We start from the raw sequence: 15,523 nt of genomic DNA, 5'->3' as shown, positions 1-15,523 counted from the left end.
GGCGCGATGGGCCGGGGCGGCGCGGGCGGCTGGACCGGAGGCGCCGGGGGAACCGGGGCCGCAGCCACGGCCGGACGCACGGTCGGGCCGGGGATCGGCCCCTCGACCGGCGCGCCGATGCGGCTGGACAGGATCCCCGTCTGGATGCCCGAGGGGCGCGGCGGAGGGGTCTGGCCCTCCTCGGGCTTTTTCACCTCGTCGCTCATGACACGCCTCCCGTGCGGCCGGTTTCCTGCGATTTCAGGATCTGCTGGGAATTCTGCACCATTTCCTGCAGCACCTTGTCGCGCGGCCCGAAGGCGCGGCGGATCCCCTGTTCCATGACCAGCAGCAATTCGCATTCATTGATGGCCGCCGGCCGGTGCGCCATGATGATCACGCAGCCGTTCTGCGCCTTGACCCGCCGGATCGCGGCGTTCAGCGCCATCGAGCCTTCGTTGTCGAGGTTCGAGTTCGGCTCGTCCAGGACCAGCAGCACCGGGTCGGGATACAGCGCGCGGGCCAGCCCGATCCGCTGGATCTGCCCGCCCGACAGCCGCCCGGCCGCCTGGCTGATGCGCGTGTCATAGCCCTGCGGCAGGTCCAGGATCATCTGGTGCGCCGCCGCCGCCTGCGCCGCACGCACCACGCGCGCCGGGTCGGGTTCGGGCGCAAGGCGGGCGATGTTCTCGGCAATGGTGCCGTCGAACAGCGTCACCTGCTGGGGCAGATAGCCGATCAGGTTGCCCAGCACATCCGGGTCATACTGGTCCAGCGTCGCGCCCCCCAGGCGGATCGAGCCCGCGCCCACCGGCCAGGCCCCGATCAGCGCGCGGGCCAGCGTCGATTTGCCCGCGCCCGAAGGTCCGATCACGCCAAGCGCCTGGCCCGGCGCCACGCTGAAGGACACGCCGCGCACCGTCGCCACGTTCTGCCCCGGGGGCGCGACGGACAACTGGCGCACCTCCAGCATGGCCTCGGGGCGGGGCAGGGGGGTGTGCGTGACCTGCGCGGGCTGGCGCGACAAAAGACGGGCCAGCCGGTCCCAGGCATCCTGCGCGGCCTGCACCGCAGGCCACCCGCTGACAAGCTGTTCGACCGGCGCCAGGGCCCGGCCCATCATGATGGAACTGGCGATCATCGCGCCGGGCGTCACCGCCTGCTGCAGCACCAGCCAGGCGCCAGCGGCCAGCATTGCGCTTTGCAGGAACAGCCGGAAGCTCTTGGAAAAGACCGTGAAGCCCGAAGACAGGTCGGCACCCTTCACCGTCTGCTCCTGCGCCTCGGAACGCGCCTTGCGCCAGCGGGCATAGGTCGCGCTGCGCATCCCCAGGGCCCCGATCACCTCGCCCTCGTCGCGGTAAAGATCGGCCATGCGCTGCGCCTGCGCCGAGGCGATGTTCGCCTGTTGCAGGGGCGCCTTGGTCAGCACCCGGTTGGCCATGGTCGTGAAGACAAGGATCGCGCCGCCCACCGTCGCCACCACGCCCAGCAGCGGATGGAAGATATAGACCGCCGCCAGGAACAGCGGCGCCCAGGGCAGGTCGAAGACCGCCAGCAGCACGGGCGAGGCGATCAGCCGCTGGACCGCGTCCAGGTCGCGCATTCCGCTGGCCGCCGCCGCCGATTCGTCGCCGGAAATCGCCCCCTCGCGCAGCGCGGCGGTGAAGACGCGCCCCTCCATCCGGTCCTGGAAGCGGACGGCGATGCGCCCCATTACGCGGGTGCGGATGAAGTCGATGAAGCCCATCAGCAGGAACAGGAACACCACCAGCACGAACAGCGCCGTCAGCGTCTCGACCGAGCGCGACGCCAGCACGCGGTCGTAAACCTGCAGCATGAACAGCGGCCCGGTCAGCATCAGCAGGTTCACCACGGCGGAAAACAGCGCAACCGCCGCAAACAGCGGCATTCCCGCGGCGCGCGCCTTGCGCAACTCCCTTGCCCCATCCTGGAATACAGGCGGTTTGCTCATCTATCACATCCTCGTTCTGCCCGGCGGCCTTGCTGCCGGACCTGAGCGCCAGTATGCGGATCCCCAATGCCGCGGTCGAATCCTGATCGGTTCCTATACCCGCTCTATGCCAAAAAGGTTAGGAGATCCTTTGCGCCCCTTGTCCCTTGCCGCCCCGCTGGCCCTTTTTCTGGCCCTGGCGGGCTGCGCGTCCAAGCCTGTGATGCAGGACGGCATCCGAGTCAACGACCCCTTCGAGGCGCAGAACCGCCGCGTCCATGCCTTCAACAAGGCCGTGGACCAGCGGGTGATCGGTCCGGTCGCCCGGCTGGCTGGCGATGGGAACGATGGCGCGGGCCCGGGCACGATGGATCTGGTGATCAACGCGGGCGCCAACCTGTCGCTGCCGGGGAAGGTGGCGAACAGCCTGCTTCAAGGCCGTCCCGAGCCTGCGATCAAGAACTTCTTCCGCTTTGCCGTCAACTCGACGCTGGGAATCGGCGGTCTGCTCGATCCGGCCGGGACAGATTTCGGCCTGCCCGAACACGACACCGATTTCGGCGAGACCCTGGCCGTCTGGGGCGTCCCCGAGGGCGCCTATCTGGAACTGCCGGTGCTTGGCCCCTCGACGCAGCGGGACGCGGCGGGCAAGGTCGTCGATCTGGTGATCGACCCGCTTTATCACCTGCTGCACCGGGACGCGGCATGGGCGGCCTTTGGCCTGCGCGCGGCCTCAAAAGCCGGTGATCGGGCGCGATTCGGCGACACGGTGGATAGCGTGCTGCAGGACAGTGCGGATAGCTATGCGCAACTGCGGCTGATCTACCTGATGCACCGCCGCCATGAACTGAACGAGGGGGGAACCGACATTGACCCATATGCTGCGGACGACGCCATCGACCCTTATGCCGAATGACCGGCGCGGTTTCCTGACCCTGTTCGGGGGCGCTGCGGCGCTGGCGCTGGCGCCCCTGCGCGAGGCTTGGGCGCTGGACGCCAACCAGGCCAGCGTGCTGATCAGCACCGCCCTGGGCGAGGTCTACCAGGTCATCAACTCGGGCCAACCACCCGCCCGAATGTATCGCGACTTTGAATCGATCTTCGTGCGCTATGCCGATGTGGACGTGATCGCCCGATCCGCGCTCGGCCCCGCCGCGCGGCAGGCTGATGCAGGCGCGCTTGCCGCCTATACCCAGGCGTTCCAGGGCTATATCGGGCGAAAATACGGCAAGCGGTTCCGCGAGTTCATCGGATCCAGGATCGAGGTGACGGGCGCGCGCCCGCTGAAAAGCTTCTACGCCGTCACCTCGGTCGCCTATCTGAACGGCCGCGCGCCCATGGAGGTGGAATGGCATGTGTCGAACAAGTCCGGCCGCGACAGGTTCTTCAACATCATCATCGAGGGCGTGAACATGCTGGCCAGCGAACGCGCCGAGATCGCCGCGATGCTGACAACGCGGCGGGGGGATCTGGCGGGGCTGACGGCGGATTTGCAGGCGGCGGGGTAGGGTTGGCTAGCGCTATTGTTCTGATCTTGTCTAAAAGCCTTGTGGCCCGCTTTGTTGGACAAACTGGACACCGCGCCTGTGCCGCCTTTACGAAGCTTTCGCAAATACAGAACCCCCGCAAGAGGCGGGGATTTCTGACTTGGAGGTTGGTAGTTCAAGGGATGGAAGTAATGAAATCAATCTTGCGGCGCATTTTTGGTTTCATCTTGTCTTTCAGAGCCACAAATTCATTCTGTCTCGACGAGAATTTCGATTTGTGAGCCTGGTTTTTTGATCTAAAAACGCTTTCAACGTACATACCGAAAAGGCCTGCACGCCTCAATATATCCAAATCCAAGCACAATAGCTCTGCGCATCTGTCGAAATCTCCTGCCTCAAAAATCTCAACAGCATCATCCAATCGTCGTTCAATCGAGCCCGGCTTATGTTTCAACTTTTCTCGATCAATGGGGACAGACGCTACGAAAGAACGAACAAGGTGCGAGACCCCGCCCACGCTTTTTAGTTTTTCCAATGGTTTATGCCCCGAATTCGGTACATTGATGATTTTGCAGTCGGGATAGGCTGGCAGGACCCATTTTTGCACCATGCGATGATCTTTCGTCTGCAATCGATCGTAAACAACAACAGGATTGTGCGTCGATCGCGGCAGGTCGGAGAGATTTATGACATGATAAAATGCCTCCGCTTTTTCCTTGATCTCCTTTTCACCGAAGCGCCTGATTAGAGGTTTTCGATAATTGATCGGATGGTGACTATTGCGAGGGCATGCAGAAAGAATACGAGCATTGATGGCCCCACCATAATACAGAGCTGCATAACCACCGGCACTTGAACCATAGGCCATGACATCCCGGCCATCTATGATGGGGAAAACCGCGGTTACAAACCTGTCCAGTGTCAGTGACCGGAATTTGCTCTGCTGCGCTTTGCCGACATAGATGTGGTTCCATCCATTTCTAGCGCACAATTCCGTGCCAAAGCCAGACGTCCCCATTCCTCCTCCCTGAGGGGAAAAGCATATCAGCAGCTTGTCGCTTCCAGGATTGTTTTCATGGTAAGTAATTCGGTGGTATTCAGAAGAGTCAAGTTCTAGAATTGCCAAGATTGGGTACCTTTGCAGCTGATCCTATGGTGCTCTCAATGACAACCTTTGGTGGTGTAAGAAGTTTTTGTTTGCCGCTCAAGGCGCCGGATCAAGTTTTTGACCTTCCGACCTGTCGTTCTTCTGTCAGAAATCACCTGACCTCGGGCACGATGGTCACGCTGCGTAATGCATGAGCCTATTGATCCGAGTCGGTGTTCATCCTCTATCCGCCATAAGCTATGCTTGGCAGATGCATCTACGCCTTTGTCGATTTCCGGCCAGATTATCTTGGCGGCTTGGCATTACCTTCGCCTGATGCGCCTCGATATGACTAAAGACCATTAGCCTCGCAATGTGAATGCGCAAAGCTTGATTAAAGCCCGGAGCCACGCAAGCACGAGGAAGTAGGGCTCAGGGCTCAAAGAGCGCTCATATGGCAGGCGCGAACCTCAGTTCCCCCCCAGAATCCCGTTCAGCGCCCGGCTCAGCGCATCGTCCGAACTCGCCGTGCTGCTGTCGCCCGGCGTCTGCGGCGCCGTCACCTGTGTCGCCACGCCCGGCGCGGGATTGGCCGAATTGACCGCCCCCGCCAGCGCCGCCGCCAGCGGGTCGTCGGCAGACCCCGAGGTCACGACCTTCGGCGCGCCCTCGTTCGACAGCAGGATGCCGCTGCCGTCGGGGGATACCGTGGAGAGCGGCAGTTCCGGCAGGCCCTCGTGGATGTCGGACATGACCGCCTGCCAGATCTCGGCGGGCAGGCCGCCGCCGGTGACGCCCTTCAGGGGCGTGTTGTCGTCATAGCCCATCCAGACGCCCACGACATACTGTTCGGAAAAGCCCACGAACCAGGCGTCGCGATAGCTGCTGGTGGTGCCGGTCTTGCCTGCCACCGGGCGCGAGCCCATCTTGGCGCGGGTGCCGGTGCCGCTGTCGATGACCTGCTGCATCATGTAGATCAACTGCCCCGCCGCGCGCTGGCTGATGACGCGCGCGCCCATGCCGCCGGACTGGCCCATCAGCGGCTGGTCGTCGCCCGCGATGCGCAGTTCCACCAACCCGTAAGGCGCGACCGAGGTGCCGCCGTTGCGGATGCCCGCATAGGCGCCGGTCAGTTCCATCAGCGTGGCCTCGGACGCGCCGAGGCCCAGGGACGGGCTGGTGGTCAGGTTGCTGACGATGCCGAAGTCATGGGCGATGCGGCGCACGGCGTCGCGGCCCACGGTTTCCTGCAGGCGGATCGTCGCGGTGTTCAGCGACTGCTTCAGCGCGGTGGTCAGCGTCACGGTGCCGTAATAGCGGCGGGTATAGTTCTGGGGCGACCAGGGCTTGCCGCCGGGGATGCGGATGGTCAGAGGCCCGTCCTCGACCCGGTCGCCGGGGCCATAGCCGGCCTCGAGCGCCGCGGCATAGACGAAGGGCTTGAAGCTGGATCCGGTCTGGCGCTTGGCCTGGACCGCGCGGTTGAAGGCGCCGTTCACGATGCTGTCGCGCCCGCCAATGATGGCGCGCACCGCGCCGTCGGCGGACATCACGACCACGGCGGCCTCGGCCTTGGAATTGTTGCTGACCTTTTCGGCGAAGACCCGCTTCAACGCCCGTTCCGCCGCCGTCTGGATGCGGGGGTCGAAGGTGGTGCGGATGGTCACGTCCTCGGTCGTCTCGCTGGTCAGGAAACCGGGGCCGGATTCCATCACCCAGTCGGCGAAGTAACCGCCCGCGCGGGCCTCGGCCGCCTGGGACAGGCGCGCGGGGTTGGCGCGGGCCTCGGCGACCTGTTCATCGGTCAGATAGCCTTCCTCGCCCATCAGGCCCAGGACGACATTAGCGCGTTCCTGGCTGCGCTTGAGGTTCGCGGTCGGCGCGAAATAGCTGGGCGCTTGCAGCAACCCCGCCAGCATCGCGGCCTCGGACGCGGTCACGTCGGAGGCGGGCTTGTTGAAGTAACGCTGGCTCGCGGCCTCGAAACCCCGCGCGCCGCCGCCCATGTAGGAGCGGTTCATGTAGATGTTGAGAATGTCGTCCTTGGAATACTTGGCTTCCAGGGCAAAGGAATAGGGCACTTCCTTGATCTTGCGCCACAGCGAGGTGACGCGGCAGTCAGCCTCGAACGCGGCCTCGTTCTTCCAGCGGATCGGGTCGAATGTGTCGCCCAGGCACAGAAGCTTCGCGACCTGCTGGGTGATGGTGGACCCGCCATGGCCTTCCAGCGGGCCGCGCCCTTCGGACATGTTGATCTTGATGGCGCTGGCGATGCCGACCGGATCGACCCCGATGTGCCAGTTGAAGCGCCGATCCTCGGTCGCCATCACCGCCTGCTTGAGGACCGGGGCGATCCTGTCGCTGGTGACGGCGCCATAGGTCTCGCCCCGCCAGGCGAAGACCTTGCCGTTGGTGTCCAGCATGGTGACGGACCCGCGCGCGCGGGCGTCGAACAGCGCCTCGGGTTCGGGCAGGCTGGCATAGAAATAGGCGGTGGCCCCGCCGACGATCAGGACCATGACCATGGCCAGCCGCCAGGCCGATCCCCACAGGATGCGCCAGACCAGGCCGACGGTTCCGGCGATGGTGCGCATGACCACATTGCCGCGCCGGGGCGCCTTGTGGCGGCGGACCTGGGGTTTCGGGTCAGCCGCGGGAATGCGCTTGTCGGCAACAGGGCTGCGGCCCGTGCGCTTCGGGGTGCCGGTCGGTCGTTTCATGCGTCGGATGCCTGCGTGACTGCCCAAGGCCGTTCTTCGGCCGAATTGCGCGCCACCCTACACGAAGAATCACTTGGGGGGAATTGCCCTGACCAATCCGTGATTTGGCCCAAGGCAAAAAGGCCCGGCGGCTGCCGGGCCTTCGCCATGTCGGACCGGCCTCAGTTATAGGCGTTTTCGCCGTGGGTGGTGATGTCCAGGCCCTGGCGTTCGTCGGTGTCTGTGACGCGCAGCCCGATCAGCGCCTTGACGATGTGGATCGCGACAAAGGACACCACGCCCGACCAGAGGATCGCGATCACCACGCCCAGCGTCTGGTTCCAGACCTGCCCCCCCATCGAGAATTCCGCCACCGCGTTCGCGCCGTAATCGAAGACGCCCGTTCCGCCCAGCGAGGGGGCTGCGAAGACGCCCGTCAGGATCGCGCCGACGATGCCGCCGATGCCGTGGATGCCGAACACGTCCAGGCTGTCGTCGATGCCCATGCGCGGCTTCATGCTGATCACGAACCACATGCACAGCAGGCCCGCGACCAACCCGATGGCGATGGCGCCCATGGGGCCTACGAAGCCCGCCGCCGGGGTGATGCCCACCAGCCCCGCGATGGCGCCGGAGATCCCGCCCAGCAGGCTGGGGTGGCCGCGGAAGGCCCATTCGCCGAAGGACCAGGCCAGCACGCCCGCGGCGGTGGCGACGGCGGTGTTGATCATGGCCAGCGCGGTCAGGCCGTTCGCCTCCAGGTTCGATCCGGCGTTGAAGCCGAACCAGCCGATCCACAGCAGGCAGCCGCCGACCAGGGTGAAGGACAGGTTGTGGGGCGCCAGCAGTTCCTTTTTATAGCCGATGCGGGGACCGGCGACCATCGCGGCGACCAGGCCGGCCACGCCCGCGTTGATGTGGATCACGGTGCCGCCCGCGAAGTCCAGCGCGCCATGGCTGAACAACAGCCCCGAGGGCGCGTCATAGGCCGACGGGCCGCCCCACCACCAGACCATGTGGGCCATCGGCAGATATGAGGCGAAGAACCAGATCACCACGAACAGCAGGATCGCGCTGAACTTCAGCCGTTCCGCCGTGGCCCCCACGATCAGGGCAGATGCGATGCAGGCGAAGGCCATCTGGAAGATCACGAAGGACAGTTCCGGGATCACCACGCCCGCGCTGAAGCCCTCGACGTTCGACGCCGTGGTGACGCCCCCCAGGAACATCTTGGACAGCCCGCCGATATAGGGGGTCAGGACGGTCACGTCGGCGGCCGTGCCCGCGCCGGTAAAGGCCAGCGAGTATCCGAAGGCCACCCACAGGATCGCCACCATGCTGAACACCGTCAGCACCTGCATCAGCACCGACAGCATGTTCTTGGCCCGCACGAGGCCGCCATAGAACAGCGCCAGCCCTGGCAGCGTCATCATCATCACCAGGATGGCGGAAATCAGCATCCAGGTCGTGTCGCCCTTGTCCGGGACCGGAGCGGCAGCCTGAACCGCGACAACAGCGTCCTGGGCGAATGCGGGCACCGCGAGCAGCATCGCGGCAGTGGCAACAAAGGGAGCAGCCCTTTTCATCATCGAATCCCCTTCAACGCGGCACCGGACGCGCCGCCGATGCCTTCTGATGGGGGGCTTTGCGGCGCTTGCACAGACGTCAGGCAGGCTGGGGAAAGGGGCAAACGGGGAATGCCCGATTTCTTGGCTTCATGAACGGCTGCCGCATGAAATACAGGCAGGGCATGTTTTTCGGGCACCCGCCTGCCGTGCATGGCCTGCGGCGAAACCCCTGAATTGGCAAAGAAAGGCCAAAGGCAAGCCGGGGGCGGCCTGCCCTTGCGGGGCAGGGGTCAGGCGACGCGGCTGACCACGAAATCGGCCATGTCCGCCAGCATGTCGCGGATCGGATGGGCGGGCAGCCTGGCCAGCGACGCCTTGGCCTTGGCGGACCAGGACAGGGCATCGGCGCGCGCGGCCTCCATCGCGCCGTGGCGGGCCAGCAGGGACAGGGCGTGGTCCAGGTCGCCGTCGCGCTGGTCGCCCTTTTCGATGGTGCGCGACCAGAAGGCGCGTTCTTCGGGCGTGGCGCGGGCAACGGCCTTGATCACCGGCAGGGTCAGCTTGCGTTCGCGGAAATCGTCGCCGACGTTCTTGCCGATCGTTTCCGTGGCCCCGCCGTAATCCAGCAGGTCATCGACGATCTGGAAGGCGATCCCCAGGGCATCGCCGTAATCGAACAGCGCCCGCACCTGATCGGGCGTTGCGCCCGCGATCACGCCGCCCACCTCGGTCGCGGCGGAAAACAGGGCGGCGGTCTTGCCGCGCACGACTTTCAGATAGATCCCCTCGTCCGTGCGCAGATCCTGGGCGGCGGTCAGTTGCAGCACCTCGCCCTCGGCAATGGTGGCGGCGGCGTTCGACAGGATCTCCAGCGTGCGCAGGTTGCCGGGTTCCACCATCAGCTGGAAGCTGCGCGCGAACAGATAGTCGCCCACCAGCACGCTGGACTTGTTGTCCCACAACAGGTTCGCCGTGGGCCGCCCGCGCCGTTGGCGGCTTTCATCGACCACGTCGTCATGCAGCAGGGTCGCGGTGTGGATGAATTCGACCGTCGCGGCCAGATGGATGTGGAAGGGGCCGCCGTATCCCATGATCCGTGCGGCGGCCAGCGTCAGCATGGGCCGCAGCCGCTTGCCCCCGGCCTCGATCAGGTGGGCCGTCACCTCGGGGATGCGGGGGGCGTGTTCGCTGGACATCCGGTCGCGGATCAGGACGTTGACCGCGCCCATCTCGGCGCTCAGCGCCTCTGCCAGCCGGTCCAGCGGTTTCTGGACGCTTTCCTGCACACCCATGGCCTTGACCCCCTGTTGACGCGCCCGTCCCTTGCCACGCCCTCGACAATTGCGCAACCGCCGCCTAGCGTTCCGGCCATGAAAGAACTGTTCCGCAGCAACGATCCCGTCCGCATGTCCCGCGCCCTGACCCTGCTGGAGGACGAGGGGATCCCCGCATTCCCCATGGACCAGCACATGAGCGTGCTGGAAGGATCCCTTGGCATCCTGCCGCAGCGGCTGATGGTGGCGGACCGCGACGAATTCATGGCCCGCGCCATCCTGCGCGATGCCGGCCTGGATGAGTGACCTGTCGGATGACGGCTTCCTGGACGGCCGCCTGCGGATCGCGCAGCCCAAGGCCGGCTTCCGGTCGGGGGCCGATGCGGTGATGCTGGCGGCGGCCTGCCCGGCGGTGGCGGGGCAATCGGTGCTGGAACTGGGCTGCGGGGCAGGGGTGGCAAGCCTGTGCCTCGGCTGGCGGGTGCCGGGACTGCGGCTGGTGGGGCTGGAGGCGCAGGAGGACTATGCCGACCTGGCGCGGCGGAACGCCCTGGTGAACGGCATGGCGATGCAGGTGCTGACCGGCGATCTGGCCCGCCCGCCTGCCGAATTGCGGACGATGGCCTTCGACCATGTGATCGCTAATCCGCCGTATTTCTTGGGCGGCACCCCCGCGCCCGATGGCGGGCGCGCCCGGGCCCGGTGCGAGGAAACGCCGCTCGCCGCCTGGGTCGACGCGGGCCTGCGCCGGTTGCGGCCCCGCGGCATCTTGACGCTGATCCAGCGGGCCGACCGGCTGGACGCCATCCTGGCCGCCCTGTCGGGCCGGGCGGGATCCGTGGCGATCCTGCCCGTTGCGGGCCGCGCAGGGCATCAGGCGGGGCGGGTGATCGTCCAAGCCACAAAGGGCGCGCGGGGGCCGCTGCGGCTTCTGGCGCCCTTTGTCATGCACGGCGAAGCGACCCATGCGGGCGACCGCGAGGACCTGACGGACGCGGCCTCGGCGGTGCTGCGCAAGGGTTCGCCACTGGTCCGATTCTTTACAAAAGTTTAGTGACAGAATCGCGGGCCTGTGCTGCAATCCCCCTGTTCGACTCAACCTATACAGGAGGACGCGATGTCGGTTGCTTCCCACGTCGAGGAACTGCGCAAGAAACACCAGGTGCTGTCCGAGGCTGTCGAACGAGAGCAGCGAAGCCCAGGTGCCAGCGACACCCAGATCAAGGCCATGAAGCGCGAGAAACTTCGTCTCAAGGAAGAAATCACCCGGCTGTCCCACTGATCTGTTGAACGGTGACAGATTCAAGGCGGCCCGCGCGATCAGCGCGGGCCGTGGCCGTTCGGGACAGGCTTGTCAGACGAAGAACTGCCCGCCGTTCGCGCTGATGGTCGATCCGGTGATGAAGCCCGCATCGTCGGATGCCAGGAACACCACGGTGCGCGCGATCTCCTCGGGCTCGCCCAGGCGGCCCACCGGGATCTGCGGGATGATGCGTTCGTTCAGCACCTTTTCGTCGATGGCCTTGACCATCTCGGTCGCGATATAGCCGGGGCAGATCGCGTTGACGGTGATGCCCGCCCGCGCGCCTTCCTGGGCCAGCGCCTTGGTGAAGCCCAGGTCGCCCGCCTTGGCCGCGCTGTAATTCGCCTGCCCCGCCTGGCCCTTCTGCCCGTTGATCGAGCTGATGTTGATGATCCGACCGAACTTGCGGTCGCGCATCCCCGACCAGACCGGATGGGTCATGTTGAACAACCCGGTCAGGTTGGTGTCGATCACCTCTTTCCACTGCTGGGGCGTCATCTTGTGGAACATCGCATCGCGCGTGATGCCCGCGTTGTTCACCAGCACGGCGATGGGGCCGACCTCCTCCTCGATCTGCCGGATACCCGCCGCGCAGGCGTCGTAATCGGCCACCGACCACTTGTAGGTCTTGATCCCGGTTTCCTCGGTAAAGGCCTTCGCGGCATCGTCATTGCCCGCATAGGTGGCGGCGACGGTATAGCCCGCCTGCTGAAGCGCCTTTGAAATCGCCGCGCCGATGCCGCGCGACCCGCCGGTGACAAGTGCAACCTTGGACATGGAACCCCTCCCTTGAAAATCGGCCCTGAAATATTGCTACAAGGCAAGAAGATGGCACGCAACATCATTGCGCGCCATTTCGCCTATCGTTCGACGCAGAGGGCGACGCCCATGCCGCCGCCGATGCACAGCGTGGCCAGGCCCTTCTTCGCGTCGCGGCGCTTCATCTCGAACAGCAGGGTGTTCAGCACGCGGCAGCCCGAGGCGCCGATGGGGTGGCCGATGGCGATGGCGCCGCCGTTCACGTTCACGATGGCGGGATCCCACCCCATGTCCTTGTTCACGGCGCAGGCCTGTGCGGCAAAGGCTTCGTTGGCCTCGACCAGATCCAGATCGCCGACGGACCAGCCGGCCTTTTCCAGCGCCTTGCGGCTGGCCGGGATCGGGCCGGTGCCCATGATCGCCGGATCAAGCCCCGCCGTGGCCCAGGACGCGATGCGCGCCAGCGGCGTCAATCCGCGCCGGTTCGCCTCATCCTCGGTCATGACCATCACCGCCGCCGCGCCGTCGTTCAGGCCCGAGGCGTTGCCCGCCGTGACCGAGCCTTCCTTGGAGAACGCGGGCCGCAGCTTCTGCATGGCGTCGATGGTCGCGCCGTGACGGATGTATTCGTCCTTGTCCACCACCGTGTCGCCCTTGCGGGTCTTCACCGTAAAGGCCACGATCTCGTCGTCGAACCGGCCCGCCTTCTGCGCGGCTTCCGCCTTGTTCTGCGAAGCAAGGGCGAATTCGTCCTGCTGGTCGCGGCTGATCTGCCATTTCTGCGCGACGTTTTCCGCCGTGGTGCCCATGTGGTAATTGTTGAAGGCGTCCCACAGCCCGTCGCGGATCATCGTATCGACCATCTGCATGTCGCCCATCTTCTGCCCCGCGCGCAGATAGGTCGCGTGCATCGACATCGACATGCTTTCCTGGCCGCCCGCCAGAACCACCTTGGCATCGCCCAGGATCACGTGCTGGGCCGCCAGGGCCACCGCGCGCAGGCCCGACCCGCAGACCTGGTTGATCCCCCAGGCCGCCGATTCCTGCGGCAGGCCCGCCTTGACATGCGCCTGGCGGGCGGGGTTCTGGCCCTGGCCCGCGGTCAGCACCTGGCCCAGGATCGTCTCATCGACCTCGGCCGGGTCGATGCCCGCGCGGGCCACGACTTCGGCCAGGACGGCAGCGCCCAGGTCATGCGCCGGAGTATTGGCAAACGACCCCATAAAACTGCCGACCGGGGTGCGGGCGGCGGAAACGATAACGGCTTTGGTCATGACGGGCTCCTTCCCTCGATGCCAGATGGCTGGCGAATCGAGAACAGGATGCGGGTTCGTGCCGTCGCGTCAAGCAGATCGGCGGAAAGTCGGACATGCCCTTACCGCAGCGCGACCGAGGGCGGGGATTTCCAGGGCGGCGCGATGGTCGGCGCCCCGAAGTAATAGCCCTGCAGGCAGTCGATGCCGCTGTCGATCAGGAAGCTGGCGTCGTCCGCCGTTTCCACCATTTCCGCCACGGTGAACATGTCGAAGTGATGGGCGATGGACATCAGCGCCCGCGTCAGCACCTGGTTGTCGGGATGGGTCGAGATTTCGCGGATGAACTGCCCGTCGATCTTGATCATGTCGAAGCAGAAATCCCGCAGGTACCGGAACGAGGTATAGCCCGCCCCGAAATCGTCCAGGGCCAGGCTGATCCCGTAACGCTGCACCTCGCGCATGAAGGATTTCACCTCGTCCGGCAGGCCCATGGCCGAGCTTTCGGTGATCTCCAGGATCAGCCGTTCGGCGGCCTGGGGATCGGCGGCGACCCCGCCCCGCAGGATATGCATCCATTCGGGATAGCCGATGGACCGCGCCGACATGTTGATGGACAGGCGCAGCGACGGCTCCTCGGACAGGGCCTTCAGGCCCAGCGACAGGGCCAGACAGTCGATCTGCCGGCCCAGTTCGGTCGTTTCCGCCACCGGCATGAAGTCGCGCAGGGGCACCATGCGGCCCGAATCGTCGATGATGCGGATCAGCCCTTCGTAAAAGGCCGGGCGGTTGGTCCGCTGCGCCTGCACGACGGGCTGGAAGGCCAGCACGCCGTTTCCCTTTTCCACCGCAAGCCGGACCGAGGGCATGGTCAGCCTGCTTTGCTGGTCCATCGCAAATTCCAGCGGAGAGCCTTTGCCAGGCAGGTTCGCGTCGGTCACGTCAACCCCTTATCACGCAATCATTCCGTGTTTCCTGATAGCGATAATCGCCTAATTTGCCGTAAACGCGCAGGGATTTCTGGAGTAAGGGTTAACGCATGATCACCGACCGCTGCCCTTGGTGCGGGACCGACCCGCTGTATGTCGCCTATCACGACACGGAATGGGGCGTGCCGGAACGCGACGGGCGCGCCTTGTGGGAAAAGCTGGTGCTGGACGGCTTCCAGGCGGGCCTGTCCTGGATCACCATCCTGCGCAAGCGCGAGGCGTTCCGTGAAGAATTCGACGGCTTCGACCCCGAACGCGTGGCAGGATGGGACGCGGCGCGCATCGACCGCGCCTTGCGGAACCCCGGCATCGTCCGCCATCGCGGCAAGATCGAATCGGCGGTGAAGGGCGCGCGGCTGTTCCTGGAGATCGAGAAACAACAGGGATTCGCGCCCTGGCTGTGGTCCTTCGTGGGCGGCCAGCCGATCCAGAACCGCTTCGCCAGCATGGCCGAGGTTCCGACCGCCACCCCCGAATCGACCGCCATGTCGAAGGCCCTCAAGAAGCGCGGATTCACCTTCTGCGGGCCGGTGATCACCTATGCCTTCATGCAGGCGACGGGCATGGTGAACGACCACGTCACCACCTGCCACCGCCACGCCGCGCTCAGTCAGCCACAAGCTGCCGGATGACGGCCTTGGCGGGTTCGCTGGTCCAGTCAGCCTCGCCCAGAAGGCGGGCGACCTCGCGGCCCTCGCGGTCGATCAGGACCGTCACGGGCAGGCCCACCACGCCCATGGCGCGGGCAAGCTGCTGGCGCGGATCCAGCAGGACGGGCAGGTTCTGCAAGCCGGTTTCCGCGTAGAACCTGTCGATCTTCTCGGGCGCGTTGCGGCCCGTGGCGATGGCCACGACCTCGAAATCCTCGCCGCCCATCTCGGATTGCAGGGCATCCAGGGACGGCATTTCCTCGCGGCAGGGGGCGCACCAGGTGGCCCAGAAGTTCAGCAGCACCACCTTGCCCTTGTAGTCGGCCAAGCTGTGCGTCCCGCCTTCGGGATCGGTGAAGGCGATGTCGGACACGGGCGCCGGTTCCTCGGCCGGGACCAGCTTGACCAGGCCTGCGTCCTTCGCGGCCTGCCAGTCCACCGGGCCCGCGAAGGCGGCGTTTGCACCGAAAAGCAGGGCCGTATAAAGCAGGGCGGAACGCAGCATGAAGACCTCCGAGGGG

15 protein-coding genes and 1 pseudogene are annotated in these 15,523 nt (G+C 65.5%); 6 read left to right on the top strand and 10 right to left on the bottom strand.

The annotated features are described in order from the left end of the window. Both JX613_RS16310 and JX613_RS16305 read right to left on the bottom strand, forming a co-directional pair. Window positions 1-206, bottom strand: a pseudogene (locus tag JX613_RS16310) (hypothetical protein); the annotation flags it as partial. Further along, window positions 203-1,954, bottom strand: a complete 1,752-nt coding sequence (locus JX613_RS16305) for a type I secretion system permease/ATPase (RefSeq protein ID WP_207102524.1) — start codon at window positions 1,952-1,954, stop codon at window positions 203-205. The pseudogene JX613_RS16310 and the gene JX613_RS16305, both read right to left, overlap by 4 nt. A 139-nt stretch (window positions 1,955-2,093) precedes the next feature. Between JX613_RS16305 and JX613_RS16300 the strand changes: the two genes are divergently transcribed. Further along, the gene (locus JX613_RS16300) at window positions 2,094-2,849 is read left to right on the top strand and encodes an MlaA family lipoprotein (protein WP_237168634.1); all 756 of its coding nucleotides are present in this window, start codon (window positions 2,094-2,096) and stop codon (window positions 2,847-2,849) included. Continuing rightward, entirely contained in the window at window positions 2,839-3,441 is a 603-nt protein-coding gene (locus JX613_RS16295) for an MlaC/ttg2D family ABC transporter substrate-binding protein (protein WP_207102522.1), read from the top strand. The genes JX613_RS16300 and JX613_RS16295 overlap by 11 nt, the downstream gene beginning before the upstream one ends. Window positions 3,442-3,595: 154 nt before the next feature. Here the strand turns inward: JX613_RS16295 and JX613_RS16290 are convergent, their stop codons facing one another. The 4 genes from JX613_RS16290 to JX613_RS16275 all read right to left on the bottom strand — a co-directional run bounded on the left by JX613_RS16290 (window position 3,596) and on the right by JX613_RS16275 (window position 10,066). Beyond that, window positions 3,596-4,546, bottom strand: a complete 951-nt coding sequence (locus JX613_RS16290) for a hypothetical protein (RefSeq protein WP_207102521.1) — start codon at window positions 4,544-4,546, stop codon at window positions 3,596-3,598. 431 nt (window positions 4,547-4,977) lie between these two features. After that, window positions 4,978-7,227: a transglycosylase domain-containing protein gene (locus tag JX613_RS16285; RefSeq protein WP_207102520.1), complete on the bottom strand. Its 2,250-nt coding sequence runs from the start codon at window positions 7,225-7,227 to the stop codon at window positions 4,978-4,980. A 161-nt stretch (window positions 7,228-7,388) separates the two neighbouring features. Next, a complete protein-coding gene (locus tag JX613_RS16280) occupies window positions 7,389-8,792 on the bottom strand; it encodes an ammonium transporter (protein WP_207102519.1) in 1,404 nt (467 codons plus the stop codon). A gap of 272 nt (window positions 8,793-9,064) precedes the next feature. Beyond that, a complete protein-coding gene (locus tag JX613_RS16275; RefSeq protein ID WP_207102518.1) occupies window positions 9,065-10,066 on the bottom strand; it encodes a polyprenyl synthetase family protein in 1,002 nt (333 codons plus the stop codon). 78 nt (window positions 10,067-10,144) lie between these two features. Between JX613_RS16275 and JX613_RS16270 the strand changes: the two genes are divergently transcribed. The 3 genes from JX613_RS16270 to JX613_RS16260 all read left to right on the top strand — a co-directional run bounded on the left by JX613_RS16270 (window position 10,145) and on the right by JX613_RS16260 (window position 11,330). Then, entirely contained in the window at window positions 10,145-10,354 is a 210-nt protein-coding gene (locus JX613_RS16270) for a putative signal transducing protein (protein WP_154765863.1), read from the top strand. Next, window positions 10,347-11,102 (top strand): tRNA1(Val) (adenine(37)-N6)-methyltransferase, encoded by a 756-nt coding sequence (locus tag JX613_RS16265; protein ID WP_207102517.1) that lies wholly within the window; start codon window positions 10,347-10,349, stop codon window positions 11,100-11,102. The genes JX613_RS16270 and JX613_RS16265 overlap by 8 nt, the downstream gene beginning before the upstream one ends. 63 nt (window positions 11,103-11,165) lie before the next feature. Continuing rightward, window positions 11,166-11,330 (top strand): YdcH family protein, encoded by a 165-nt coding sequence (locus tag JX613_RS16260; RefSeq protein ID WP_207102516.1) that lies wholly within the window; start codon window positions 11,166-11,168, stop codon window positions 11,328-11,330. A gap of 72 nt (window positions 11,331-11,402) precedes the next feature. On the opposite strand, the gene phbB is transcribed toward JX613_RS16260, so the two are convergent. From phbB to JX613_RS16245, 3 genes are all read right to left on the bottom strand, one after another. Next, the gene (phbB, locus tag JX613_RS16255) at window positions 11,403-12,128 is read right to left on the bottom strand and encodes an acetoacetyl-CoA reductase (RefSeq protein ID WP_207102515.1); all 726 of its coding nucleotides are present in this window, start codon (window positions 12,126-12,128) and stop codon (window positions 11,403-11,405) included. A gap of 83 nt (window positions 12,129-12,211) precedes the next feature. After that, window positions 12,212-13,384 carry an acetyl-CoA C-acetyltransferase gene (locus JX613_RS16250; protein WP_207102514.1) on the bottom strand — a complete coding sequence of 391 codons (1,173 nt, stop codon included), beginning with the start codon at window positions 13,382-13,384 and terminating at the stop codon, window positions 12,212-12,214. Between the two features lie 101 nt (window positions 13,385-13,485). Beyond that, window positions 13,486-14,256 (bottom strand): EAL domain-containing protein, encoded by a 771-nt coding sequence (locus JX613_RS16245; RefSeq protein WP_207102528.1) that lies wholly within the window; start codon window positions 14,254-14,256, stop codon window positions 13,486-13,488. A gap of 146 nt (window positions 14,257-14,402) precedes the next feature. On the opposite strand from JX613_RS16245, the gene JX613_RS16240 reads away from it, so the two are divergent. Continuing rightward, complete coding sequence (locus JX613_RS16240; protein WP_207102513.1) at window positions 14,403-14,984, top strand: DNA-3-methyladenine glycosylase I; 582 nt, start codon at window positions 14,403-14,405, stop codon at window positions 14,982-14,984. On the opposite strand, the gene JX613_RS16235 is transcribed toward JX613_RS16240, so the two are convergent. Beyond that, window positions 14,959-15,507, bottom strand: a complete 549-nt coding sequence (locus JX613_RS16235) for a TlpA disulfide reductase family protein (RefSeq protein ID WP_207102512.1) — start codon at window positions 15,505-15,507, stop codon at window positions 14,959-14,961. The two genes, JX613_RS16240 and JX613_RS16235, sit on opposite strands and share 26 nt — an antisense overlap. Between the last annotated feature and the right edge of the window lie 16 nt (window positions 15,508-15,523).

The sequence above is a fragment of the Paracoccus shandongensis genome, assembly GCF_017315735.1.
In the GTDB taxonomy this organism is placed as follows: Bacteria; Pseudomonadota; Alphaproteobacteria; order Rhodobacterales; family Rhodobacteraceae; genus Paracoccus; species Paracoccus shandongensis.
Note: the sequence above shows the minus strand (reverse complement) of the source record. Positions and strands in the feature narration are given on the sequence as shown.